Here is a 21,880-nt window from a genome sequence, read left to right as displayed (position 1 = left end):
TGGTCGGCATCAGCGCGGCGTCCCCTCCTGTGCGAGGGGATTTTTCGTTTCCTGGACGAACAGCCCGCTGGCAGAGACGATCGATGGAGCTTTGAGGATCATGAGCGAGACGAACCCCGCTGCCGCCGAGGTGGCCGCGCACCGCTACACGGCCGCCGTCGCGGCCGAGATCGAGGCACGCTGGCAGGACTTCTGGGACGCCGACGGCACGTACGCGGCGCCGAACCCCACGGGCGACCTGGCGGGCGACGCCGAGCTGGCCGCCCGGCCCAAGAAGTTCATCATGGACATGTTCCCGTACCCGTCCGGTGCGGGCCTGCACGTCGGCCACCCCCTGGGGTACATCGCCACCGACGTCTACGCCCGCTACCAGCGGATGACCGGCCACAACGTCCTGCACACCCTGGGCTTCGACGCCTTCGGCCTGCCCGCCGAGCAGCACGCCGTCGCCACCGGCGAGCACCCCCGGGTCACCACCGAGGCCGCCATCTCCAACATGAAGTCCCAGCTGCGCCAACTGGGCCTGGGCCACGACAAGCGCCGGTCGTTCGCCACGATCGACCCGGACTACTACAAGTGGACCCAGTGGATCTTCCTGCAGATCTTCAACTCCTGGTACGACGACGAGGCGAGGAAGGCCCGCCCGATCGCCGACCTGGTCGCCCAGTTCGAGTCCGGGGAGCGCGCGCTGCCCGGCGGCGGCTCCTGGAGCGAGCTGAGCGCCGGTGAACGAGCCGACGTCCTGGGCGAGTACCGCCTGGCCTACGCCTCCGACGCGCCCGTCAACTGGTGCCCCGGGCTGGGCACCGTGCTGGCCAACGAGGAGGTCACCGCCGACGGCCGCTCCGAGCGCGGCAACTTCCCCGTCTTCAAGGCCAAGCTGCGCCAGTGGAACATGCGGATCACCGCGTACGCCGACCGTCTGCTGGAGGACCTGAACGAGCTGGACTGGCCCGAGGCCATCAAGCTGCAGCAGCGCAACTGGATCGGCCGCTCCGAGGGCGCCCGCGTCGACTTCCCCATCGACGGCGAGAACATCACGGTCTTCACCACCCGCCCCGACACCCTGTTCGGCGCGACCTACATGGTGCTGGCCCCCGAGCACCCACTGGTCGACAAGTTCACCCCGGACGCCTGGCCCGAGGGCACCCACGACGTGTGGACCGGCGGGCACGCGACCCCCGCCGAGGCCGTCGCCGCCTACCGCGCGCAGGCCGCCTCCAAGTCCGACGTCGAGCGGCAGGCCGAGGCCAAGGACAAGACCGGCGTCTTCACCGGCTCGTACGCCACCAACCCGGTCAACGGCGAGCGGATCCCGGTCTTCATCGCCGACTACGTCCTGATGGGCTACGGCACCGGCGCGATCATGGCCGTCCCGGCGGGCGACCAGCGCGACTTCGAGTTCGCGCGCGCCTTCGAGCTGCCGATCACCTGCATCGTCGAGCCCACCGACGGCCGCGGCACGGACACCTCCACCTGGGAGGACGCCTTCGCCTCGTACGACGCGAAGATCATCAACTCCACCGGTGAGGGCGTCTCCCTGGACGGCCTGGGCGTCGTCGAGGCCAAGGCACGCATCACCGAGTGGCTGGAGCGGTCCGGCATCGGTGAGGGCACCGTCAACTTCCGGCTGCGCGACTGGCTGTTCAGCCGCCAGCGGTACTGGGGCGAGCCCTTCCCGATCGTCTACGACGAGGACGGCGTCGCCCACCCGCTGCCCGAGTCGATGCTGCCGCTGGAGCTGCCCGAGGTCGAGGACTACAGCCCGCGCACCTTCGACCCGGACGACGCCGACACCCAGCCCGAGACCCCCCTGTCGCGCAACGCGGACTGGGTGAACGTCACGCTGGACCTGGGCGACGGTCCCAAGCGCTATCGGCGTGAGACCAACACGATGCCCAACTGGGCCGGTTCCTGCTGGTACGAGCTGCGCTACCTGGACCCGCACAACTCCGAGAAGCTGGTCGACCCGGAGATCGAGCGCTACTGGATGGGCCCCCGCGAGGGCCAGCCGCACGGCGGTGTCGACCTGTACGTCGGCGGCGCCGAGCACGCCGTGCTGCACCTGCTGTACGCGCGCTTCTGGTCCAAGGTCCTGTTCGACCTGGGCCACGTCTCGTCGGCCGAGCCGTTCCACAAGCTGTTCAACCAGGGCATGATCCAGGCCTTCGTCTACCGCGACAGCCGTGGGTTCGCGGTGCCGGCCGCCGAGGTGGAGGAGCGCGACGGCGCCTTCTACTACCAGGGCGAGAAGGTCAGCCGCCTGCTGGGCAAGATGGGCAAGTCCCTGAAGAACGCGGTCACCCCCGAGTCGATCTGCGAGGAGTACGGCGCCGACACGCTGCGCCTGTACGAGATGGCGATGGGCCCGCTGGACGTCTCCCGGCCGTGGGACACGCGCGCGGTGGTGGGCCAGTTCCGGCTGCTGCAGCGGCTGTGGCGCAACGTCGTCGACGAGGCCACCGGTGAGGTGACGGTCGTCGACAGCGAGCCCGGCGAGGCCACCCTGCGGGTGCTGCACAAGGCCATCGACGGGGTCCGCCAGGACCTGGAGGGCCTGCGGTTCAACACCGCGATCGCCAAGGTCACCGAGCTGAACAACCATCTGACCAAGGTGGGCGGCCCGGTCTCCCGCTCCGTCGCCGAGGCCCTGGTCCTGCTGGTCGCGCCGCTGGCCCCGCACATCGCCGAGGAACTGTGGCGCAAGCTGGGACACACGGACTCCGTCGTGCACCAGGACTTCCCCGTCGCCGACCCCGCGTACGTCGTCGACGAGGCCGTGACCTGTGTCGTCCAGATCAAGGGCAAGGTCAAGGCCCGGCTGGAGGTGCCGCCGACCATCTCCGAGGAGGAGCTGGAGAAGGCGGCCCTGGGCGACGAGAAGGTGGTCGCGGCGCTGGCCGGGGCACCGATCCGGAAGGTGATCGTGCGGGCGCCGAAGCTGGTGAACATCGTCACGTGAGTGCGGCCGCTCGGTGACCGGGGGTAGCCGTCGGTAGCCGTGGCGCGGTCGATCGGTGGTGCTTCGGGGTCGTCCCCTACGGGCAGGTTCCGGGTTCCGATGGAACCTGGGGCCTGCCTGTTGCGTTTACCGTGGAAGAGCGCCGCTGCACATGCCCGTGCCGGTCGGAGGAGGAGCGCGTCGTGGAAGCCGTCATCGCAGTCGTCGCCCTGTTCTTCGTGCTGTTCGTGGTGCTGGGCGCGTACGCCACCGTGAAGGCGGTCGGCGCGGCCAAGCGCGGCGTGGACCGTACGATCACGCAGGCCAAGCGGACCGTCGAGGACACCACCCTGCGCGCCAGGAGCCTGGCCCAGCCGGGGCCCGTGGGGCAACTGGCCGATCTGCGGCTGAAGTTGCGCACATCGATGCGAGCCACCCAGGAGGCCTTGCAGGCGGGGGTCGGCGAGGACGAGTCGCTGAAGGAGTCCCTGGCTCTCTTCGAGCAGCTCAGCAAGCACGGCCGGGAGCTGGACGACGAGCTGCGGCGCCTGGAGCCCGAGCCCGACCGCGCCAAGCTGGCCCAGCGACTGCCCGCGCTGCGCGAGCGCACGGAGCGGATCATCAAGTCCGCCGACTCGCTGCGCTGGGCGGCGCACGACCGGGCCCGCAAGTTCGCGGAGGACGACCTCGACACGCTCAGCGCGCAGATCGACGTCGAGGCGGGCGCGTTGCGGCACTGGACGACGGAACCGGCCGCGGTGTGGCCCGAGGCACCGAAGCCGGAGCCGACCGCCACCACCGGGCAGACCTGGCAGGAGACGCCCGAGTCGGGCGGTGCCGGGTCCGGGGCGGGCGCGTCGGGCGGCGCCGGGTCCGGTGCGTCGCGCGGTGCCGCCGGGGCCGGTGGGGGTGCGTCGCGTGGTGGGGAGGCCTCTGGCGGCCAGGAGCTGCCCAGGCCCGCGATCACGCCGCCGAGCGCGCGGCCGACCTACCCGTGGCAGAAGAAGTCCCACCCGGAGAGCACCACTTGAGCCACTCGACGCGGGCGGCCCGCTCCGCGCGGTCGCGGGTGACAGGGGCCGGGCTGCCGTCGGCGCGGCTCGGCGGGTAACCTCCAGCTCATGTCCCGCCATGTCGCGATCGTCACCGATTCAACGGCCTACCTGCCGCCGCCGGCGATGGAGCGTCACGGCATCACCGCGGTGCCGTTGACCGTGGTCCTCGGCGACCAGGCGCTCGAAGAGGGGACCGAGATCTCGGCCCGCTCCCTGGCCCAGGCACTGCAGAAACGACGGTCCGTCACCACCTCCCGCCCCAGCCCCGAACTGTTCGCCGAGACCTACCGCAGGGTCGCGGAGTCGGGCGCCACGGGCATCGTCTCCCTCCACCTCTCCGCCGAGTTCTCGGGCACGTACGACGCGGCCGTGCTCGCGGCACGCGAAGCACCCGTGCCGGTGCGCGTCGTGGACACCGGGATGGTCGCGATGGCCCTCGGCTTCTGCGCCCTGGCCGCCGCCGAGTCCGCGGAGGCGGGCGGCACGGTGGACGAAGCCGTCACGGCCGCCGAGAAGCGGGCCGCGGGGACGTCCGCGTTCTTCTACGTCGACACCCTGGACTACCTCCGCCGGGGTGGCCGGATCGGTGCGGCCCAGGCGCTGTTCGGGTCCGCGCTGGCGGTCAAGCCGCTGCTGCGGCTGGACGGCGGCCGTATCGAGATGCTGGAGAAGGTCCGTACGGCGTCTAGGGCGATCGCCCGCCTGGAGGAGATCGTCGCCGAGCGGGCGGGCGGGGCGCCGGTCGACATCGCCGTCCACCATCTCGCGGCGCCGGAGCGGGCGTCCGCGCTCGCGGAGCGGTTGCGGGGCCGGGTGCCCGGGCTGGCCGATCTGCATGTGAGCGAGGTCGGGGCGGTGATCGGGGCCCACACCGGGCCCGGGTTGCTGGGGGTGGTCGTCTCGCCTCGATGAGGCGGGCGAGGTCGCTCGGATCCGTTTTGTTTGGGTCGACGTGTGTGGGGTCCGTTCGCAGGGGTCGCTCGTGTGGGACCCGTTCACTGGGGTCGCTCGTGTCGGGGCCGTTCGCTCGCGTCGCTCGTGTGGGTGACGGAGTTATCCACAACTGGGTAGTAATCCACGGGAATTGAGCAAGATCATCGCGAGTGGTCAGGTGTGCCCGATCCTCGTCGCATGGCACTTCGATCACGTTCACGTACAGCGACGGTCACCAGCGGCCCCGGCCGGGGCCCTTCCTCCGACGGGCGCGCCCGGCACCACCACCCTCGGCGGCCGAGGGGCAGGGCGGGCCGCCGCCACCAGGCATCGGCGGATGCGCTCCGCCTGCGCACGGAGGCGTTGTTTCCCGAAACGGCCAGGGAGCCCCGGGAGTTGGGGCACGGGCCGCCGCCGGGTCCTGGGCGGGCTGGTGTTCGCGGCGGGGCCGGTGGCGGGGGCGACGGTCGGGCCGCGTCGGGTTCCGATGGCGGTGCCCCCGAGGCGATCGCCTCCTACGCCGACGACGGAGCCGCCGATCGTGACGCGGGCCGTGACACCGGTCGTGAATCTGGTCGTGACGCGGGTCGTGACGCTGGGCGCGCGTGGCGGGAGCGGGTGGGGCCTGCCGTGCGGGAGCGGTTGCCGTTGTGGTTGCAGGTGCGGTGCGGCATCGAGCGGAAGAGCGTCGTCGCGCTGAGCGTGGTGCTGGTCGTCGCAGCGGTGTTCGCGGCACAGCACTTCTGGGCGGGCCGGACCCAGCCGGTGAGCGCGCCCGAGGTGGTGCGGGCGGGAGCTCCTGGTGCCTCGGTGGCACCAGGGGGCGTGGAGGCACCGTTCGGTGCGCCCGGAGGCGGCGCGGCGGCGGTGTCGGGCGCCCCGCCCGGGTCGGTGGCGTCCTCGGCCGGTCCCCTGATCGTGGTGGACGTCGGCGGCAAGGTGCGCAGACCGGGCATCCAACGGTTGCCGGCCGGTTCGAGGGTCGCCGACGCGCTGCGGGCGGCGGGCGGGGTCCGACCGGGAACGAACACCGACGGGCTCAACCGCGCCAGGCTCCTCGTGGACGGCGAACACGTCCTGGTCGGCACCCCGGCGCCGGCGGCCGGACCGGGCGCGGTGCCGGGGGCGGGATCGGGCGCGGTGCCGGGGGCGGGATCGGGCGGGGGTGGCGGTGCGGCAGCCGGGGCGGGCGGAGCCGCCGCAGGCTCGGCGCCCACGACCCCCGTATCGCTCAACACCGCCACCGCCGACCAACTGGACACTCTGCCCGGCGTGGGCCCCGTCCTCGCCCAGCACATCATCGACTACCGCACCCAGCACGGCGGCTTCCGCTCGGTGGACGAGCTGCGCGAGGTCAACGGCATCGGCGATCCTACATCTCGACGGTAACCTATGGACATGACTCCAACAAGGGCCCTGCTGCTCGTTCGAATCAGCGATGACAAGGCCGGAGACGCCGGGGGAGTAGGGCGGCAAGAGGAGGACGGACGCGCCCTCGCCGACCGGCTCGGCTGGACGATCGCTGAGGTCATCGTGGAGAACGACACCTCCGCGTACAAGCGACGCAGGACCAAACTCCCCGACGGGTCGACCGCGCTCCGTACCGTCCGGCCAGGTTTCCGGGCCGCCCTCGACAAGCTCGCGTCCGGCGAGCGAGACGGCATGCTCGCGTACGACCTCGACCGCGTGGCCCGTGACCCCCGGGACCTGGAAGACCTGATCGACGTGGTGGAGTCCAGGCGCCCCCACATCCCGGTCATGAGCGTCACCGGGTCGCTCCGCCTCGACGACGACAGCGGCATCGCCATGGCTCGGATCATGGTCACGATCGCCAACAAGTCCAGCCGGGACACCGCCCGTCGAGTCACCCGGAAGCACGAGGCGTTGGCCGCTGAGGGCAAGCCGCCCGGCGGCGGGTATCGCGGCTACGGCTTCACCGCCAAGGGCCACGAGATCAACGAGACCGAGGCCGAGATCGTGCGCGAGATCGCCGCCCGCATCCTCGGTGACTGGGACGGCTGGACCGAGGAGCAACGCGAGCAGATCGACCCGGAGATGGGGGAGTCCCTCAACTCGATCGCCGCAGACCTCCAGGCCCGCAAGGTGCCTACGGTGACGGGCGCCGCATGGCGTGACCGGTCGGTGCGCTCGGTCGTCTCCAAGCCGTCCGTGGCGGGCCTGCGTGAGTACCGCGGCGAGGTCGTCGGCAAGGCCGTGTGGGATGCGATCGTGCCTGAAGAGCGGTGGGAGCAAGTGCGGGCGCGGCTCGCCGGGCGTCACCGCGCGGTCGACCTCACCCTTCAGCGCTGGCTCACCGGGGTGCTGCGCTGCTCGAAGTGCGGTCGCATGCTGCACGGCTGGTCAGGCAACAACGGCCGGCGGTACTGGTGCCCGCCCTCCCTCGACGGCTGCGGGAAGATCGCCGTGAAGGCGCAGTTCGCCGAGGACGAAGTCGAGCGGCAGATCCTCGAACTCCTCAGCCAGCCAGAGGTGTTGCAGCGGCTCCGCACGGTCGCGGACACGGAGGTGACCGACGAGGCCCGCACCGAGCTGGCCAACGACGAGGCGCAGCTGCGGCTCATGGCCGGCATGTTCGCCCGCAGGGAGATCACGTTCCCGGAGTATCAGGAGGGGCGCCGGATCATCGAGCCTCGGATCAAGGAGTCACGGGCCCTGCTGACGTCGCGGGCGCCTCGGGTGCTGCGTCGACTGCTCGCCGAGGACGACATCGCGGCGGGCTGGTCGGGGCTGGCGCCAGCAGACAAGCGCGAGGTCGTCCTCGCCCTGGTGCCCGGGTACGACGTGCTGCCGCACGATCGGTCGATGGGCAACAAGTTCGACCCCGGACGGCTGGTGCCGTTCGAGGCCTGACATGCCACAGCCCCCTCGCGCTGGGAGGGGGCTGTCCTATTGCTCGGCGCTGGCGCGCTCGGCGGCGATGTGCGCCACCAGGCGGGGGCCCGGCTCAGCGCCTTCCCTGCCCGCCGCGCCTGGCCCCAGCCAGCCTTCCTTGCGGGCTCGCGCCACCCACCGCGATACGGTCTGCTCTGGCCTGTCCAGCGCCTCGGCGAGTCGCTTCACCGCTCCTCGGGGCATGCCAGGAGCGGACTCGGCGATATACCCCTCAGCAACGGCGCGCATCAGCTCGTCCGGCAGGGCGGCGCGACCGGGTCGCGGCTCCGTCGGCGCACCGGCCGCAATGATCTCGTCGGCTGTCCGCGACGGACGCTCGAAGCCCATCAGAACGCCCTCTCCCGAGACGCTTGCCAGCGCCTCGTTCATCGCGGCCCACTGACGGACCCTGTCGAGGAGCGCGCCCACCGGAATGTCGCGCAGCATCCTCGACGTGACACTCGGGCCGACGTCGTCGCCGACCTTTCCGGGGATGACCTCCAGGCGGATGATCGAGAGCCCTTGCGGTCCACGGGCCACTGTGCCGACCGCCGTCCACCCATCTCCCGACTGGACGAAGTGCCCCACGATCCCCTGTTTCGCTTCGTCAGGGGTGGGGTGATGTACGTCGGTGACCTGTGGAAACTTCGGCTCAGGCTCATCGTCATGGGAGTTACTCACCCCGTGAATGTCGCACCCAGGGCAACGCTAGGTCAACGACCCTGGGCCAATTGGGCCGGATTGAGCCCACCCTAGATGTTGAAGTGAAGTGGTGAGCCGACCCATCTGGACAAAGTGAGGGGGTGGGCCTACCGTTCTCAACATGACCGAAACGACGGTTGCGGAGAGAATCCGCACCTTCCGACGTGTGCGCCCGGATCTTCCGGCGCCCGCCGAGCGAAGGGCCATCCGAGTAGCTGCGGGCCTGACGCAGGCGGCTGTGGCTGATGCCGTGGGCGTCACACCGCAGGCGGTAGCGCTGTGGGAATCCGGGCGCCGGACGCCTCGGGGCAACCTGCTCGGCCGGTACGCCGAGGCCATCCGGGCCATGCGGGAGCCCGCGTGAGCCGCCCTCAGCGCACCCTCGCCGACATCTACCGCGACAAGCCGCTGACCGACGCGCAGTGCAGGCGCATCGTCGCCCTGCTCGGCCTCGCTCAGCCGCGACACCACAAGAACGAGGACGGCGCCACGGGGGCAACCGTGACGCCGTCGATCGAGACCCCTGACCAGCAAGCCAGCTGAAAACGCGAACGGCCGGGGGGCAACCCGGCCGACGCAGAAACGGAGACTCACGTGAAGCGTACGACCCTTTCCAGGCCGACCGCCAGCCGCCCGGACATCGCGGCCCGGATCGCCGCCGCGCTCGCCCACCCGGTCGACCCGTTCGACGCACACCCGGCCTTGCCGGTGGCGCCCGGCATCGACACCGCCACGTGCGGCGACTGCTCGGCCCCTGCCACCACCACCTTCACCGGCCTCGACGACATCACGTTCGGCCTCTGCGCCGACTGCGACCAGCGTCGCGCCGACATCGTCCGCGCCAACTCCGCCAGCACGCCGGCCGTCCAGGCTGCTGCTCGCGCCGAGGCCGCCATCGCCGAGGCCATGCGCCTCCGCCTCGACGGACTCACCACCAACCCGCGCGACACCGCCGAGCAGCTGATCCGGGCCGTCGAGGGCGCCCAGGCCGAACACCTCGCCCGCCCCGACGTCGGCGGCTTCCCCATCGACCAGGCGCGCGGCTCGGAAGCGTTCGGCACCGCTCACGCGGCGATGGAGCGGGCGCTGCGCCTCTCGGACGACCCGGCGGAAACCGCGCGCGGACTGCGCTGGCTCCTCGGTGAACTCACCCGCGAGGCGCGCGCGTGACCAGCCGCAGCAACCCGGACCGTCCTCGCCTGGCCCTCGCGGTCGGGCGGGGGCGGCCCCTGCACACCGTCCCGCCCGACGCCGACGCCGGAGAGGTCACCCACCTCCGCGCCTGCGCCCAGGCAACTGCCCTCCTCCGCAGCGGCGAGGCGTGGCCGATGTACGGCACCCTCCCGTGGCTGCAACTGCCGCCGGACGACCCGCGCGTCTACGTCGCCACCCTCGAAGCCGCAGAGCTGCATCGGATGGCCGACGAACGCCGCTACGCCGACGCACGCGCCCAAGCCGTCGCCACCGTCCAGGCCGCCGCCGATCAGCGGCTCACGCAGCGCCGCATCAGCCGCACCCGCGAGCCGCACCGGCTCACCGCGACTCCCGGCTGGCCGCCCATCCAGATCCCCGGCCGACCCGGCGAGTACCTCACTTGGGAGAACAGCGAGTGACCACCCCGCACGATCCCGCAGACCCGCTGACGCACATCCGCGCAGCGGGTCTGCGGGGTGCCGACGTCGCCCGGACCGAGTCGGGGCTTTACGTCCCCGCGCAGCCTGTACGGCCGGACCCCGAGACGATGTCGGGCGAGGAGTACCTCGCCGCCTGCGTCGCGCAGATGCGCGCGGAACTCCTCGACACCGACGGCCTCGACAAGATCCCGCCGCTGGAACCCCTCGTCGGCGACCTCCTCCAGATGAACACCACAGCGCGGATCATCGGACCGTCGGGCACCTTCAAGTCGTTCGTCCTCCTCGACATGGCCGGCCACGTCGGCACCGGCATGCGCTGGCACGGCCAGTACGTCCGGCAGGGCACTGTCGTCTACCTCGTCGCCGAGGGCGAGCAGGGCATCCGCAAGCGCGTGAGGGCCTGGGAACAGCACTACGGCGTCCGCATGGACAACGTGCTGTTCCTGCCCCGGCCGGTGCAGGCCCGGTCTCCGGAGTGGACCGTGTTCACCGAGCTGGCGCAGCAGCTGGCGCCCGTGTTCGTCGTCATCGACACCCAGGCCCGCGTGTCCGTCGGCGTCGAGGAGAACTCCAACAAGGAGATGGGCGAGGTCGTCGACCGCATGGACGACCTGCGCCGCGCCACCGGAGCGTGCATCGGCCTGGTGCACCACACCGGCCACCAGGGCGAGCACGGCCGCGGCGCCTCCTCGGTGAAGGGCGCGATGCAGTCCGAGATCAACGTCAAGAAGACCGGCGACCGGATCTCGAACATCGTCCTCACCCTGAAGGCGACGAAACAGAAGGACGAGGAGGAGGGCAACGACCTCCAGTTCGGCCTGAGGCGGATCGCCCTCGACGGCGAGGCCAAGCCCGACGGCCGGCCAGTCACCTCCCTCGTCATCGAGTCGCTCGATGCGCTCCCCGAACGAGGCCCTGAGCCCGGCTCTGTCCCGTGGATCGTGCAGCAACTCGACAAGGCCCACGTGCCGTACGGCTGGGGCCGGGACCGCATCGTCAAGCAGCTCGCCGAGATGGAGATCAAGGCGAGCAAGGACAAGATCCAAGAGGTCGTCAGGGTCCGGAAGGAGCGGGGTGGAAACCTGCCCCCAGACCTGCCCTACTCACCAGTAACACAACCTGCCCTCACTGACGGGGCAGGGCAGGAGGAAACCCCAGATCAAACCTGCCCCGGGCAGGTCGAGGGCAGGTTCGGGCAGGGTGCCAAAAACCTGCCTGCCCCCTCCCCCTCACTAGGGAGGGGGCAGGTGGGTCACACGGGGCCCACCTGCGCCGTCTGCCACACCCCCCTCGATGCCGAATGGGCCGCACGCGGCCACGACCGACACGTCGCCTGCTAACCCCTGGAGCCCCTCATGAGCGTCATCCCCGACCACCTCGACGGCGCCGTCATCCCCGGCGGCTGCAACACCTGCAACGCCGAACAACGCATCACCCAACTCGAACCCGGCATGTGGTCCATCGGCATCGCACACGACGACTGGTGCCCCACCTGGCAACGCATCCAAGCCCAGCGCCAGACCCACACCTGACCCGCCGCGCATCCGGTTCCAGCCCCCTTCGCGCACATCGCCCGCATACATGTACGGAGCCCCCCTGTGACCGCCAACCCCCAGTACCCCGGCCGCGACCAGCTCGACACCGCCAACGCCCGCTTCCGCCGCGCGATCTCCCGCCTCCACCGCGAGGCCGGCCGCCACGACCCCAAGCTCATGCCCACCGTCGAGCGGATCGTCCGAGAGGCCGCCGACACCCTCGGCAGGCTCGCCGCCGACGCCGAGGCCGCCGAGTCCACCAGCCAGCGCCACCAAACCGACCTCAAGGCCCAAGAGGACAAGCTGAGGGCCACGCTGCGGCCCGCCGCACGCCGTGGCGACGAGCGGGCCGTCAGCATCCTCGCCCGCCTCGACGCACGTACGGCACGCCGTCCCGGACCGGCACCCGACGATGCCGCCTGACCCCACCGTCGCCGCGCTGCTGCGGCCGGACGGCTCGGTCATCGTCCCGGCCTCGGTCGCCGGGGACGTCCTCCGCGCCCTCGTGCGCGACCTGACGGCACGCATCCGCGCCGACGGCGGCGAAATCTCCCCCCGCATCCGCGCACTGCTGTACGCCCTCCACGCAGCCGACCAGCAGGACACCCCCGGTTTCCCCACCGAAACCCCTACCGCCCCCGCTGACACCGTGGAGTTGGGCATGAGGGAGGTCGCCGCGCTGCTGGAGTGCTCACCCCAGTACGCGCGGCGCCTTGCCCGCAATGGCAGCCTCCCCGCCCGCCGCGCCGGCCGTATCTGGCTGGTCGACCCCACCGCCCTCGACGCCTTCCGGAAGGGACACGCAGCGTGAAGAAGATCCTCGCCCCCGCCGGGGACGTCGTGAACGGCCCGCACGCCGTCGACTCCACCGCGCCCGTCTGGTTCGTCCTCGGCGAGGCGTACGTGGCCGACAACAACCCGCACCTCACCTACTTCCAGCGGGCCGGATACGTCATCGAGGCCGACGCCACCGCCCCCGCCGAGTACACCGCCGCCGTGGCCCGCATGCAGGACATGGAGACCCGCACCTACCCGCGCAGCCCCTCCGTGCACCTCCAGGACGCCGCGCAGCCCGGCGAACCCCTCCGCAACTACTGGCCGTAGGAGAAGCCCATGCCACCCGAGACGCCCCGCCCCACCCTGAGTGAGGCAGTCGGCGCCCGCTTCGCCGACCAGAAGAACCCCAACGCCGACGCCGAGCGCCAGTTCGCGGCCCGCCTCGACGCCGACGCCAAGCTGCACGGCACCCCGGCCTACGACGCGCTTCCCGCCGAGTACCGGGCCCGCGTCGAGGCCCGCGCCCTCGAAGTCGCCCGCACCACCCCCGCCGGCCAGGGAGGTCAGGAATGAGCACTACCAGCACGACCGACCTCACCCCCGCCCAGGCCCGCGAGGCACTCGCCGCCGCAGAGAAGGAGAAGGGGGAAGCGCAGGGCCTGGCCGACGCCCTTGCCGAACGCGCCCGCGACGGTGACCCCGACGTCACACCAGCCAAGCTTGCCGAGGCCCGCCAGCTCGCAGACTTCGCCGAGCTGCGGATTACCGCCGCCGAGCGCAAGCTGACCGCCGCCGAGGCCGCCGACCGGGCCGCCCGCGCCGAGCAGCTGGCCGCCGACGCCCGCCAGTTGGTCACAGACGACGATCACGGCCCCCTGGCCGAAGCCATCCGCGACGCCGCCGCAGCCGTCAACGCCCTGATCGACGTGGCCCAGGCCCGCAGCAACCGCATCCGCAGCATCAACCAGCGGATCCGCGCCCTTGAGGGCGAGTTCGAGCAGGTTGGCGCCCCCGGAGACCTCGCGCTCCACCACGGCGTGGCCCGCCACCCCGAAGGGACGATCGTCACCGGCCAGCCGATGGTGACGCTCTTGTCGGCCGCCGAGCTGGTGGCCGCCGCCGTCCGTCTCGCCACCGGGCAGGACAAGCTCAGCGAGGGCGAGCTGAGCCAGGCATTCGACGGCCCGGACGCCACCCTCGGCCGCGTCATGAAGGCCATGCCCTCTCTCGCGGAGGAGTGGCGTCACAGCCCAGAGGAGTGGGCGTGCATGGGCCGCTCTGCCCAGGCCCACGCGCTCTCCACGCGGCGCGCTCCCGTCGGCGTGAAGGCGCCCGATCCGGCGTCCGCGCATCCCCACCACGCAACCCGAGAGGGGCGATGACCATGGCCAGGTACCGGATCACCACGATCGTTGCGGACTTCACCGGCGCTTCCGCCGGCGTGGAGTTCACGAACGGTGTCGCCGAGATCGACGTTCCGGAGCACGACGTACAGCACCCGATGACACGAACGCTCGCGTACTTCCGCGCGCAGGGCTACGGCGTCGAGCCGATCGGCCAGCCCCAGACCGCCTGACCTGAGCCCGGCCCTCGCGGGTTGGGCTTTTCTCAGCCCTACTGGTTGCCTCAGGCAACGGGATGGGTGCCCGAAGCAACTGAAGGGACCGCGCCATGTCCGGTGCACTCACGATCGGCGAGCTCGTCGGCTTCATTCGGGCCGACGACACCGGCATGCGCCGCGGCCTCGCTCAGTCCCAGCTCCGCATGCGCGGCTTCCAGGTCTCCACCGACCAGCGCCTCAGGGACCTCCGCGGCCGGTTCGTCTCCGAGACCCGCGTCATGTCGATGTCCCTCCGCGACGACCTCACAGGCGCGATCACCGTCGCCCACCGGGCCACAAACCAGTTCACGACCGACGCGAACGGCCGACTGAGGGACGTACGGGGCAGGTTCGTCGCCGCGGGCCAGGCCGCCCGACAGATGGGCGACGACACCCGCAGCGCCACCCAGGACAGCACCCGCGACCTGACCCGCCTGAAGGACGTCCTCGGCCGCGTCGCGGGCATGGCTGGCGGACTGCTCCGGGTAGCGGGCAGCGTCGCCCCCATCGCCGGAGCCATTGGTGCAGCCGTACCGCTCGGCGCGGCGCTCGCGGCAACGCTCCAGAACATCGCCCCCGCGGCGGGCGTAGGCGTCTCGGCCATGCTCGCCGTGCGGCAGGCCTCGGCGGTCGTCAAGCTCGCGGCGGTCGGCATGGACGAGGCGCTCTCCTCGGCGCTGGACCCGTCGAAGGGCGAGGAGTTCGCCGAGGCCCTGAAGAAGCTGAGCCCCGAAGCACGGGCGTTCGCCCTCGCCGTCCAGGACGCGGCCCCCGCGCTCCGCGACCTGCAACAGGACGTGCAGAACCGTGTGTTCCAGGGCCTGGCCGAAGACCTCGAACGCGCCGGGCGGTCCGCCTTCCCCATCGTCCGTCGGGAGCTGCTGGACACCGCCGGCGCCCTGAACCTCATGGGCCAGGGTGCCCTGGGGGCGGCGAAGCAGCTCGCCGAAGACGGCACCCTCGGCAGAGCGATGGGCTCGGCGTCGAAGGGCCTGCTCAACCTCTCCGGTATCCCCGGGGTCGTCGCGACCGCCCTCGGCCAGGTCGCCGCCGCTGCTGGCCCCAGCTTCGAGCGGCTCACCGAGAAGGCGGGCGACGCTGCGTTCCGGATCGGCGACAAGCTGGGCAAGGCGTTCGAGTCCGGGGCGATGGAACGCGCCATCGAGAACGCCATCGACCTCATCGGCGACCTCCTCGACGTCGGCGGGAACATCGGCACCGTCCTGAGCAACGTCTTCGGGGCCGCACAGGCATCCGGCGGGGGCCTGGTCGGCACCCTGGAGAAGATCACCGGCGCCCTCGCGGAAGTCACCGGCACGCAGGAGTTCCAGGACGCCCTGCAGGCGCTCATGTCCGTCACGAGCAACCTCGCCGACAACGTGCTTCCGCTGCTCGCGACCGCCTTCGAGATGCTCCTGCCGGTCATCACCGAAATCTCGCCGTTCGTGAACGACCTGGTCGACATCCTCGGCGAGGAGCTGGCCAAGGCTCTCCCCGAACTGACCCCGCTCCTCGAAGAGGCGGCCAGGAACTTCGGCGAACTCGCGCCGATCCTCGGCGAACTGATCCCACCGCTGATGGAGATCGTCACCGCCGCGCTGCCGCTGATGGGCATCTACCTGCAACTCACCTCCGAGCTGCTCCAGCTGCTGGCGCCCGCTCTGGTGGGCGTCGCCGAGGCCGCCTCGTTCGTCGCGGGCATCTTCTCCGGCTTCGTCGTCGGCGCGTTCGATGCCGTCAGCAACGCCGCCCGGATCGTGGTCAACCTCCTCCAAGGCGACTTCGCCGGGGCCTGGGAGATCGCGAAGGGCTCGGTCTCCGGCTTCACAGTGGCCGCCATCTCAAGCGTGCTGGAGTTCGTCGGCAGCGCCCGCCGGAGCTTCTCCGAGTTCGTGAGCGACGCCGTGTCCCGACTGGCCTCCCTGCCTGGGGCTGCCGTGTCTGCGCTCGGCGACCTCAGCGGGGTCCTCGTCGGCTCTGGCCGCGCACTGATCGCGGGCTTCGTAGCAGGCATCCTCGAAATGGTCGACGACGTCAAGTCGGCTGCGGGGAGCGTCCTTTCCGCGGCGAGCGGGTTCTTCCCCCACTCCCCGGCGAAGGAGGGCCCGTTCTCGGGCAAGGGGTACACCACCTACTCCGGCCGGGCGCTGGTCACCGACTTCGCCAGGGGCATCGAGGCCGCCATGCCGAGCGTCCAGTCTGCCCTCGACCGGATGCCGGGTCTCGGTCCGGTCCTCGGCGGCCTCGGCATGGGCACGGGCCTGGCCCTGCCCGGCGACCTGTCCATGCCCGGCCTCGGGAGCTTCGGAGCGTCCTCGGGGGCGCAGGCCGTGGACGTCAACGTGCGGTTGAAGATCGATGGGGGCGAGGACGACCTTCAGCGCGCGATCCGCCGGTGGGTGGAGATCGAGGGCGGCGGCAACGTGCAGGACGCGTTCGGGAAGAGGGCGGCATGAGCGAGACGCAGACGCTGGCCATGCTCGGCTGGTCCGCAGACATCCCCCCGGCTGGCCTGTGGCGGCTGCGGATCGTCCTGCCGAGCGGGGACTACTCGATGGTGTACAGCGAGTGGGACCAGGTCGGGCCGCCGTCCCTGATGCAGCGCTACGACGCTCTCGCTGGCCTCGGGTACGCGGTCGTCGAGGGCGGCCCGGATGCGTGGCGGTGGGGTGAGGGCCTGTCCGAGACGGGAGGGCTCATGGTGGCGGCCACGACCCCGATCCGCCTGCTGACAGACCGGGAGGCCACGGCGCAGGCTCAGGGCGCCGCCTGAAGCGTCAACAGCACGACGGCCCCCGCAGGTTGCAGGGGCCGCACACGCTCACGCCCGGAGCCGACCGGGCGTACCGTTCTGAGTGTCGAGGTCAGAACGGAGTTCAGCATGCCACACCCCATGCGCCGGGACACCGGCGGAATCGGGGCGCGTATCGAAGAACTGAGCGCCCTCCGAGGCTTCTCCCTCCGCGAGCTTGGCCGCCGCGCCAACGTCTCCCCGTCGATGCTCTCCCGCATCATCACCGGCCAACGCCAGGCCAGCCCCGCCATCGTCTCGGCGGTCGCCCGCGCCCTGTCCGTCAGCATCACCGTGCTCCACGGCCAGCCCTACATCCACCAGCTCCAGGCCGACCAGCTCGACCAGCTGATAACCCCGATCAGCGTCGCCCTCGACGACTGGGACATCCCGCTCGGCGACGACGACCCGCCACCCCGCCCGGTCGCCGACCTCGAAGCGGTCGTGGCCGGCCTGGAGCGGCAGCGGGCCCGCGCCGAGTACATCGAGATCGCCCACGAACTGCCCTCCCTGCTTGCCGAGGTCGGCGCCCACGTCCTCACCCAACGGCCAGGGCACGCGCTGGAGCGGGCCGCGTGGCTGCAAGCGGAGCTGTGCCGCACCGTGTACGTCGTGGGCCGTCAGATCGGCTTCGGTGACCTCGCCCGGCTCGCCCTCTCGCGGATGGCGGTCTCCGCCCCGCAATCGGGTGACCCGCGGCAGGTCGCCATCGAGCGGTGGGACCGCGCGCAGCTCCTCGCGGACGCCGCCCGCCACGACCGCGGAGTCCTCCTCGTCAAGCAGGCGTTGAAGGATCTCGACGACGACGGCGAGCAGGCGACCAAGGCGGTGCGCGGGGCCCTGCACCTGAAGGGCGCCATCCTCTCCAGCCGCCAGGGCGACACCGCCGGCGCGGACGACTGGCTCGCGGCGGCCGGGGAGATCGCCGAGGAGACTGGCGAGACCCGGGACTACGGGCTCGTGTTCGGCCCCGTCAACGTCGTGATTCACGGCATGTCGGCGTCGAGCGACCGGGACAAGCACGCCCGCGCGCTGGAGAAGGCGCGCAAGGTCCGTCTCCCGGACGACTATCCGGAAGCGAGGGCAGGGCACTACTGGGTGGATCGGGCGCGCGCGGAGACGTGGACGGCGCGGCACGAGGATGCGTTCACGTCGCTGGCGAACGCCCGGCGGACAGCACCGCAGCAGACCCGGTATCACCCGGGCGTGCACGAGACGGTGGCGACGCTGCTGCGGGCCCGCTCGAAGGCGTCGGGGGATCTGCTGGAGTTCGCCAACTGGTGCGGGGTGTAGCGCTCCGGTCAACGGCGGTCAAGGCCCTGGGTGTTGCCAGCTTGGCAACGGCAGGGCCTTGCCTGGTCGGCACGATGTGACGGTACCCACGTCCGCCTGCCATGGAGCCGACCATGACCGACTGTCACACCACGATGGAGCCGCCGCCCCTGCTCGCCCTGCCGCTCGATGAGCCGGTGCCGCCGGCGGACTGCGGGGTGTGTGCCGCGCTGGTGAAGCAGCGGGCCGAGGCCAGGGCGCAGGACGACGGGTCGCGCGTCTCGGATCTGAACGTCGAGATCCGCAACCACCACCAGCCGCGCCGGAAGCGGAGGGGGTGACCGTGGCCAAGGACACCGACGAGGCCGCATCGTTCGCCTTCTGCTCGTGGCACGAGGACTTCAGCCGCAGCGCGCGCCTCGTGCGCGTCCCGGACGACCAGGGCTCAGGCTCCGGCCCGGGCGGGTTGTTCGCGTGCGCCTCGTGCCGCCACGCGTACGACCTCGTTCCGTTCGCCGATCAGCCGCTGTGACCGCTGCCGCGAAGACGCCGGAGTGCGAGCAGGGCATGCACCGCTACTGCTCCGGCCCGGGACCGGTACGGCGCGAGGGCGCACCCTCGTGGGAGGCGCCGCTGATGACGCTGCGGTGCGGCTGCACCTGCCACCGCAAGAGCCCCCGGCCTGGTCGCTGACGCTGCCCCCGAGCGAGGCGGCCGGGCCGGGACACTGCGCGCGTACGCGTCTCCGCGCGCAGGCATGAGACGGCCCCCGGACGGTACGCGTATCCCGCCCGGGGGCCGTCGTGGCGGTCAGCGGGCGCCGGCCTCGTGGGTGCGGCGCCAGGCGTTGTGCGCGCGGCGGCCGACGCGGAGCCGGAGCTTCTTGCCGAGGCAGCGCGGGCACATCTTCGTCTTCCCGAACTGCTTGATCTTTCCGAGGCCGCCGCACTTCCGGCACGGGGCGAACGGCTTGACGGCGCACTGGACGGCGTAGAAGCCGAGCCAGAGCACGAGGGCGGCCATAGCGAGCCACATGGGGTGTCTTCCTCTCCAGATGGGGGTGTTCCCGGGGTTCCAGCGGCGCCCCTGCTAGACGCTAGGTGCCTGCTCAGGGGCCGTATTTGGTGCTAGCGGGGGTGCTAGACCTAGCGGGGCGGGTTGCTAGGTCTAGCGGCCCGTTCCGGGGCTCAGGCGGCGAGCCGGTCGGCCTCCCGGCGGGCGACCGCGGCGACCACATCGGCACGTTCGATGCCGCGCCGGTTCTTGCCCTCGCCCTCCTCGGTCTGCCCCCACACCTGGCCCGTACGGACGCTCCAGGGCTTGAGTGCGGCGGTGACGTGCTCGCCCTTCCACTCCCCGTACACGTCCGGCCGGAGCTCGGCGAGACGGGCGGCCAGGCGCTCGCACCACGTGGCCTTCTCCGTGACGGCCATGACCTTCAGGACGTCGCCGAGGATGTCCATCCCGACCGTGGCCGCCGGTCCCTCGCCGAGGGCGTGGCCGGTGACGTTGCCGTAGTCCTCGCGCAGCTGCCGGGCGCGGGCCACGACCAGCTCGGCGCCTGGGCCGTCGACGAACGCCGAGGCCACGATCAGCGGGTCGTCGCCCTCGCCGGACATCCAGCAGATGCCGCGGTCGGAGCGGGTGAACATGGTCGCGCGGATGCCCGACTTGTAGGCGCCGGTGCCAAGCACCATGTCGTTCGCGGTGTGGCCCATCACCTTCAGGCAGAACCGGAGCACCGCGTTCGCCGAGATGCCCGGCGGGAGGGACTTCGCGTCGGGCCGCTGGGTGGCGAACATCCCGACGATGCCCAGGGCGGGGCCGCGCTTGGCGATGTCGGTGCAGATCGATTCCAGCTCGGCGCCGTACTTCTCGTGCTCAAACGGCACCTGGCACTCGTCGAAGCCGATCACGATCGGGTGCAGACCGAGGCTCTTGTCGCTGGCCAGGGCCGGGGTGACCTTCGACTCGGGGCAGCGGGACTTCGGCAGCGAGCGGATCACCTTGGCGCGGCGCCGCAGCTCCTCCTTCAGCTCCCGCATGGCGTGCAGGACGTACAGGAGGTCGTCGTCGTCCTCGCCGGACCGGTAGCGGTGGCATACGGGCTCCAGCGGGCCGAGGTCGCCGGTGCCCTTGAAGTCGAACGCGTACAGGGCCGCGCGCGGGTCGAGGGCGGCGATGAGCAGCAGCAGCCTGAGCAGGAAGGTTTTCCCCATCCTGGGGATGGAGCCGATCACGACGGACGCGAACATGAGGGTGACGACGATGGCGCGCATCCGCTGGTCGTTGCCGAACACGACGGGCTTGAAGAGATCGACCTCGCCCTCGCTGAGCAGCGGCCACGGCGGCTTCGTCGTCTCGTTCATGGGCTTGTCGCCGACCCACAGGATCAGCCGCCCCTCGTGCTCGTCGGGGTCGCCGGACGGCCACACGCAGCCCAGCTTGCGGCGCAGGCCGGACGCGAGGGCCTGGCGCTGCTCCATCACGTCCTCGGGGACGACGCCGTACGGAAGGTCGAGGTCGGCGCGGTAGCCGGGCCCGTCGCGGGTGATCTCGCTGGTGAAGCGCATGCCGTTCATGTCGCCGCCCTTCTTCACGGCGGCCGAGATGCGCGGGTTGCCGATGGAGTCCAGGGCGCGCAGCACGATCGTGCCGGTCAGCCTCTGCAACTCGGTGCGCAGCACGGCCGGACCGATGACAGGGGCATCGGGCTGCTGCCCGAAGTAGCCGAGGGTCATCACCCCGCCGGCCGCGAACACCCACAGAAACGCGGGCGCCATGACGTACAGCCACAGGGCGAAGCCGAGGCCGAACACCGTGGCGACGACGGTGACCAGGCCGCGCAGCCGGACGCGGTTGCCGCGCAGCCGGGCCAGGTGCAGGTACTCCTCGACGTCCTCGGTACGGACGGCGTGCCCGCGCAACGGGGCGGCCTCGCGGTCCCACACCCACCGGTTCGTCTCGGCGACGAGGCGGCAGGCACCGCGGGGGGCCATGGCGGTCAACTGGATGCCGTACCAGGGCAGACGGAGCCCGTGATAGGCGCTGGCGTAGCCGAGGCGGGCGCCCGCGTGGCGGGTGGTGGTGGCGAACTCGGTGCGGTCCTTCAGCCACGCAGGGAGGATCGGCCGGCGCTTCTCGTCGGTGACGCCGGGGTCGGGAAGCTTGGGGTTGTCGACGGGAACGGGCGGGGCCTGCTCCTCGGTGTCGACGCTGGCGGGTACGACGGTGTCCGTCATGCTGGTCTCTCCGGGTTGTTCTGATGGGCGGTCCGGGCCCGGGGGCGGCCGCGGCTTGGCGGTTGAGGCCGCCCCCGGGGTGGAGCTACTTCTTCTTGCGGCGGGCGGCCTGCCGCTCGATCCGCTCGACCTTCCGCTTCAGGTCGGAGAGGTCGACGCCGTCACCGGCCGCGCCACGCTTGGCCATGCGGGCGGTCAGGGCGATGACGCGCAGCTTCTCGCCGGTGGTGAAGTCGGCGAAGCGGATGTCGGGGTTGTCGGCCATCACTTCTCCTTGGCGGTCTCGGGCAGTGCGGCGGCGATGGCGGCGTGGCTGCGGGCGATGTCGGCCCACAGAGCGCCGGCGGCGGCGAGCGGCGCGGCCTTGTGTCGGTCGTGGAAGCTGCGGGCGGCGTCCTCGGCGTCGCGGGCGAGGGCTGCGGCCCTGGTGTTGGCGGCGTCGGCCATGGTCAGTCGCTGTTCTCGGGTCACGGTGTCCTCCTGGGACGGGCCGGGCTGTCCGGCCC

Annotated in this window: 27 protein-coding genes; 22 read left to right on the top strand and 5 right to left on the bottom strand. The window is 71.6% G+C overall.

Translation table 11 applies throughout. The features are described 5' to 3' along the window. The first annotated feature begins 100 nt into the window (after positions 1 to 100). The 5 genes from leuS to L3078_RS15545 all read left to right on the top strand — a co-directional run bounded on the left by leuS (position 101) and on the right by L3078_RS15545 (position 7,800). The gene (gene leuS / locus L3078_RS15565) at positions 101 to 2,962 is read left to right on the top strand and encodes a leucine--tRNA ligase (protein WP_239754250.1); all 2,862 of its coding nucleotides are present in this window, start codon (positions 101 to 103) and stop codon (positions 2,960 to 2,962) included. A 182-nt stretch (positions 2,963 to 3,144) separates the two neighbouring features. Then, a complete protein-coding gene (locus L3078_RS15560; protein WP_239754248.1) occupies positions 3,145 to 3,972 on the top strand; it encodes a hypothetical protein in 828 nt (275 codons plus the stop codon). Between the two features lie 90 nt (positions 3,973 to 4,062). Continuing rightward, the gene (locus L3078_RS15555; RefSeq protein WP_239754245.1) at positions 4,063 to 4,908 is read left to right on the top strand and encodes a DegV family protein; all 846 of its coding nucleotides are present in this window, start codon (positions 4,063 to 4,065) and stop codon (positions 4,906 to 4,908) included. Positions 4,909 to 5,127: 219 nt separating this feature from the next. Next, positions 5,128 to 6,318 (top strand): ComEA family DNA-binding protein, encoded by a 1,191-nt coding sequence (locus tag L3078_RS15550; RefSeq protein ID WP_239754242.1) that lies wholly within the window; start codon positions 5,128 to 5,130, stop codon positions 6,316 to 6,318. Positions 6,319 to 6,327: 9 nt separating this feature from the next. Beyond that, a complete protein-coding gene (locus tag L3078_RS15545; protein WP_239754240.1) occupies positions 6,328 to 7,800 on the top strand; it encodes a recombinase family protein in 1,473 nt (490 codons plus the stop codon). Between the two features lie 36 nt (positions 7,801 to 7,836). Here the strand turns inward: L3078_RS15545 and L3078_RS15540 are convergent, their stop codons facing one another. Next, entirely contained in the window at positions 7,837 to 8,502 is a 666-nt protein-coding gene (locus L3078_RS15540; protein ID WP_239754239.1) for a helix-turn-helix domain-containing protein, read from the bottom strand. Positions 8,503 to 8,644: 142 nt separating this feature from the next. Here L3078_RS15540 and L3078_RS15535 point away from each other — a divergent pair, with 142 nt between their 5' ends. The 17 genes from L3078_RS15535 (at position 8,645) to L3078_RS15455 (ending at position 18,664) form a co-directional block, all read left to right on the top strand. After that, positions 8,645 to 8,887 carry a helix-turn-helix transcriptional regulator gene (locus L3078_RS15535; RefSeq protein ID WP_239754238.1) on the top strand — a complete coding sequence of 81 codons (243 nt, stop codon included), beginning with the start codon at positions 8,645 to 8,647 and terminating at the stop codon, positions 8,885 to 8,887. Continuing rightward, positions 8,884 to 9,066, top strand: a complete 183-nt coding sequence (locus L3078_RS15530; protein WP_239754237.1) for a hypothetical protein — start codon at positions 8,884 to 8,886, stop codon at positions 9,064 to 9,066. The genes L3078_RS15535 and L3078_RS15530 overlap by 4 nt, the downstream gene beginning before the upstream one ends. A gap of 51 nt (positions 9,067 to 9,117) precedes the next feature. Further along, positions 9,118 to 9,693 carry a hypothetical protein gene (locus L3078_RS15525; protein WP_239754236.1) on the top strand — a complete coding sequence of 192 codons (576 nt, stop codon included), beginning with the start codon at positions 9,118 to 9,120 and terminating at the stop codon, positions 9,691 to 9,693. Then, complete coding sequence (locus L3078_RS15520; protein WP_239754235.1) at positions 9,690 to 10,136, top strand: DUF2742 domain-containing protein; 447 nt, start codon at positions 9,690 to 9,692, stop codon at positions 10,134 to 10,136. The genes L3078_RS15525 and L3078_RS15520 overlap by 4 nt, the downstream gene beginning before the upstream one ends. Then, positions 10,133 to 11,497 carry an AAA family ATPase gene (locus L3078_RS15515; protein ID WP_239754234.1) on the top strand — a complete coding sequence of 455 codons (1,365 nt, stop codon included), beginning with the start codon at positions 10,133 to 10,135 and terminating at the stop codon, positions 11,495 to 11,497. Before L3078_RS15520 ends, L3078_RS15515 begins: the two co-directional genes overlap by 4 nt. 15 nt (positions 11,498 to 11,512) lie before the next feature. Further along, positions 11,513 to 11,689 (top strand): hypothetical protein, encoded by a 177-nt coding sequence (locus L3078_RS15510; protein ID WP_239754233.1) that lies wholly within the window; start codon positions 11,513 to 11,515, stop codon positions 11,687 to 11,689. A 66-nt stretch (positions 11,690 to 11,755) separates the two neighbouring features. Then, entirely contained in the window at positions 11,756 to 12,115 is a 360-nt protein-coding gene (locus L3078_RS15505; RefSeq protein ID WP_239754232.1) for a hypothetical protein, read from the top strand. Continuing rightward, positions 12,105 to 12,503, top strand: a complete 399-nt coding sequence (locus tag L3078_RS15500) for a helix-turn-helix domain-containing protein (RefSeq protein WP_239754231.1) — start codon at positions 12,105 to 12,107, stop codon at positions 12,501 to 12,503. The genes L3078_RS15505 and L3078_RS15500 overlap by 11 nt, the downstream gene beginning before the upstream one ends. Beyond that, positions 12,500 to 12,796, top strand: coding sequence for a hypothetical protein (locus tag L3078_RS15495; RefSeq protein WP_239754229.1), 297 nt, complete (start codon positions 12,500 to 12,502; stop codon positions 12,794 to 12,796). The genes L3078_RS15500 and L3078_RS15495 overlap by 4 nt, the downstream gene beginning before the upstream one ends. 9 nt (positions 12,797 to 12,805) lie before the next feature. After that, a complete protein-coding gene (locus tag L3078_RS15490) occupies positions 12,806 to 13,042 on the top strand; it encodes a hypothetical protein (RefSeq protein WP_239754228.1) in 237 nt (78 codons plus the stop codon). After that, positions 13,039 to 13,851 carry a hypothetical protein gene (locus L3078_RS15485; protein WP_239754227.1) on the top strand — a complete coding sequence of 271 codons (813 nt, stop codon included), beginning with the start codon at positions 13,039 to 13,041 and terminating at the stop codon, positions 13,849 to 13,851. The genes L3078_RS15490 and L3078_RS15485 overlap by 4 nt, the downstream gene beginning before the upstream one ends. Then, a complete protein-coding gene (locus tag L3078_RS15480) occupies positions 13,848 to 14,045 on the top strand; it encodes a hypothetical protein (protein WP_239754226.1) in 198 nt (65 codons plus the stop codon). Before L3078_RS15485 ends, L3078_RS15480 begins: the two co-directional genes overlap by 4 nt. A gap of 95 nt (positions 14,046 to 14,140) precedes the next feature. Continuing rightward, entirely contained in the window at positions 14,141 to 16,525 is a 2,385-nt protein-coding gene (locus tag L3078_RS15475) for a phage tail protein (RefSeq protein WP_239754225.1), read from the top strand. Continuing rightward, the gene (locus L3078_RS15470) at positions 16,522 to 16,842 is read left to right on the top strand and encodes a DUF6303 family protein (RefSeq protein WP_239754224.1); all 321 of its coding nucleotides are present in this window, start codon (positions 16,522 to 16,524) and stop codon (positions 16,840 to 16,842) included. Before L3078_RS15475 ends, L3078_RS15470 begins: the two co-directional genes overlap by 4 nt. Before the next feature lie 108 nt (positions 16,843 to 16,950). Then, positions 16,951 to 18,153 carry a helix-turn-helix domain-containing protein gene (locus L3078_RS15465; protein WP_239754223.1) on the top strand — a complete coding sequence of 401 codons (1,203 nt, stop codon included), beginning with the start codon at positions 16,951 to 16,953 and terminating at the stop codon, positions 18,151 to 18,153. Between the two features lie 113 nt (positions 18,154 to 18,266). Continuing rightward, positions 18,267 to 18,473: a hypothetical protein gene (locus tag L3078_RS15460; protein ID WP_239754222.1), complete on the top strand. Its 207-nt coding sequence runs from the start codon at positions 18,267 to 18,269 to the stop codon at positions 18,471 to 18,473. Positions 18,474 to 18,475: 2 nt separating this feature from the next. Beyond that, positions 18,476 to 18,664, top strand: a complete 189-nt coding sequence (locus L3078_RS15455) for a hypothetical protein (protein ID WP_239754221.1) — start codon at positions 18,476 to 18,478, stop codon at positions 18,662 to 18,664. 278 nt (positions 18,665 to 18,942) lie between these two features. Here the strand turns inward: L3078_RS15455 and L3078_RS15450 are convergent, their stop codons facing one another. The 4 genes from L3078_RS15450 to L3078_RS15435 all read right to left on the bottom strand — a co-directional run bounded on the left by L3078_RS15450 (position 18,943) and on the right by L3078_RS15435 (position 21,845). Next, positions 18,943 to 19,167, bottom strand: a complete 225-nt coding sequence (locus tag L3078_RS15450) for a hypothetical protein (RefSeq protein ID WP_239754220.1) — start codon at positions 19,165 to 19,167, stop codon at positions 18,943 to 18,945. A gap of 152 nt (positions 19,168 to 19,319) precedes the next feature. Next, positions 19,320 to 21,374 (bottom strand): ATP-binding protein, encoded by a 2,055-nt coding sequence (locus L3078_RS15445; protein ID WP_239754218.1) that lies wholly within the window; start codon positions 21,372 to 21,374, stop codon positions 19,320 to 19,322. A gap of 85 nt (positions 21,375 to 21,459) precedes the next feature. Continuing rightward, a complete protein-coding gene (locus L3078_RS15440) occupies positions 21,460 to 21,639 on the bottom strand; it encodes a DUF6257 family protein (protein WP_239754217.1) in 180 nt (59 codons plus the stop codon). Then, positions 21,639 to 21,845 (bottom strand): hypothetical protein, encoded by a 207-nt coding sequence (locus L3078_RS15435; RefSeq protein WP_239754216.1) that lies wholly within the window; start codon positions 21,843 to 21,845, stop codon positions 21,639 to 21,641. Before L3078_RS15435 ends, L3078_RS15440 begins: the two co-directional genes overlap by 1 nt. Between the last annotated feature and the right edge of the window lie 35 nt (positions 21,846 to 21,880).

This window comes from Streptomyces deccanensis, assembly GCF_022385335.1.
In the GTDB taxonomy this organism is placed as follows: domain Bacteria; phylum Actinomycetota; class Actinomycetes; order Streptomycetales; family Streptomycetaceae; genus Streptomyces; species Streptomyces deccanensis.
This window is presented reverse-complemented; position numbering and strand designations above follow the sequence as displayed.

What these genes read in the sequence shown, in the direction of transcription:
- leuS (WP_239754250.1), top strand. Translation starts at nt 101, where the DNA reads ATGAGCGAGACGAACCCCGCTGCCGCCGAGGTGGCCGCGCACCGCTAC.
- L3078_RS15555 (WP_239754245.1), top strand. Translation starts at nt 4,063, where the DNA reads ATGTCCCGCCATGTCGCGATCGTCACCGATTCAACGGCCTACCTGCCG.
- L3078_RS15550 (WP_239754242.1), top strand. Translation starts at nt 5,128, where the DNA reads ATGGCACTTCGATCACGTTCACGTACAGCGACGGTCACCAGCGGCCCC.
- L3078_RS15545 (WP_239754240.1), top strand. Translation starts at nt 6,328, where the DNA reads ATGACTCCAACAAGGGCCCTGCTGCTCGTTCGAATCAGCGATGACAAG.
- L3078_RS15535 (WP_239754238.1), top strand. Translation starts at nt 8,645, where the DNA reads ATGACCGAAACGACGGTTGCGGAGAGAATCCGCACCTTCCGACGTGTG.
- L3078_RS15510 (WP_239754233.1), top strand. Translation starts at nt 11,513, where the DNA reads ATGAGCGTCATCCCCGACCACCTCGACGGCGCCGTCATCCCCGGCGGC.
- L3078_RS15500 (WP_239754231.1), top strand. Translation starts at nt 12,105, where the DNA reads ATGCCGCCTGACCCCACCGTCGCCGCGCTGCTGCGGCCGGACGGCTCG.
- L3078_RS15490 (WP_239754228.1), top strand. Translation starts at nt 12,806, where the DNA reads ATGCCACCCGAGACGCCCCGCCCCACCCTGAGTGAGGCAGTCGGCGCC.
- L3078_RS15485 (WP_239754227.1), top strand. Translation starts at nt 13,039, where the DNA reads ATGAGCACTACCAGCACGACCGACCTCACCCCCGCCCAGGCCCGCGAG.
- L3078_RS15480 (WP_239754226.1), top strand. Translation starts at nt 13,848, where the DNA reads ATGACCATGGCCAGGTACCGGATCACCACGATCGTTGCGGACTTCACC.
- L3078_RS15475 (WP_239754225.1), top strand. Translation starts at nt 14,141, where the DNA reads ATGTCCGGTGCACTCACGATCGGCGAGCTCGTCGGCTTCATTCGGGCC.
- L3078_RS15470 (WP_239754224.1), top strand. Translation starts at nt 16,522, where the DNA reads ATGAGCGAGACGCAGACGCTGGCCATGCTCGGCTGGTCCGCAGACATC.
- L3078_RS15465 (WP_239754223.1), top strand. Translation starts at nt 16,951, where the DNA reads ATGCCACACCCCATGCGCCGGGACACCGGCGGAATCGGGGCGCGTATC.
- L3078_RS15460 (WP_239754222.1), top strand. Translation starts at nt 18,267, where the DNA reads ATGACCGACTGTCACACCACGATGGAGCCGCCGCCCCTGCTCGCCCTG.
- L3078_RS15450 (WP_239754220.1), bottom strand. Translation starts at nt 19,167, where the DNA reads ATGTGGCTCGCTATGGCCGCCCTCGTGCTCTGGCTCGGCTTCTACGCC.
- L3078_RS15445 (WP_239754218.1), bottom strand. Translation starts at nt 21,374, where the DNA reads ATGACGGACACCGTCGTACCCGCCAGCGTCGACACCGAGGAGCAGGCC.
- L3078_RS15440 (WP_239754217.1), bottom strand. Translation starts at nt 21,639, where the DNA reads ATGGCCGACAACCCCGACATCCGCTTCGCCGACTTCACCACCGGCGAG.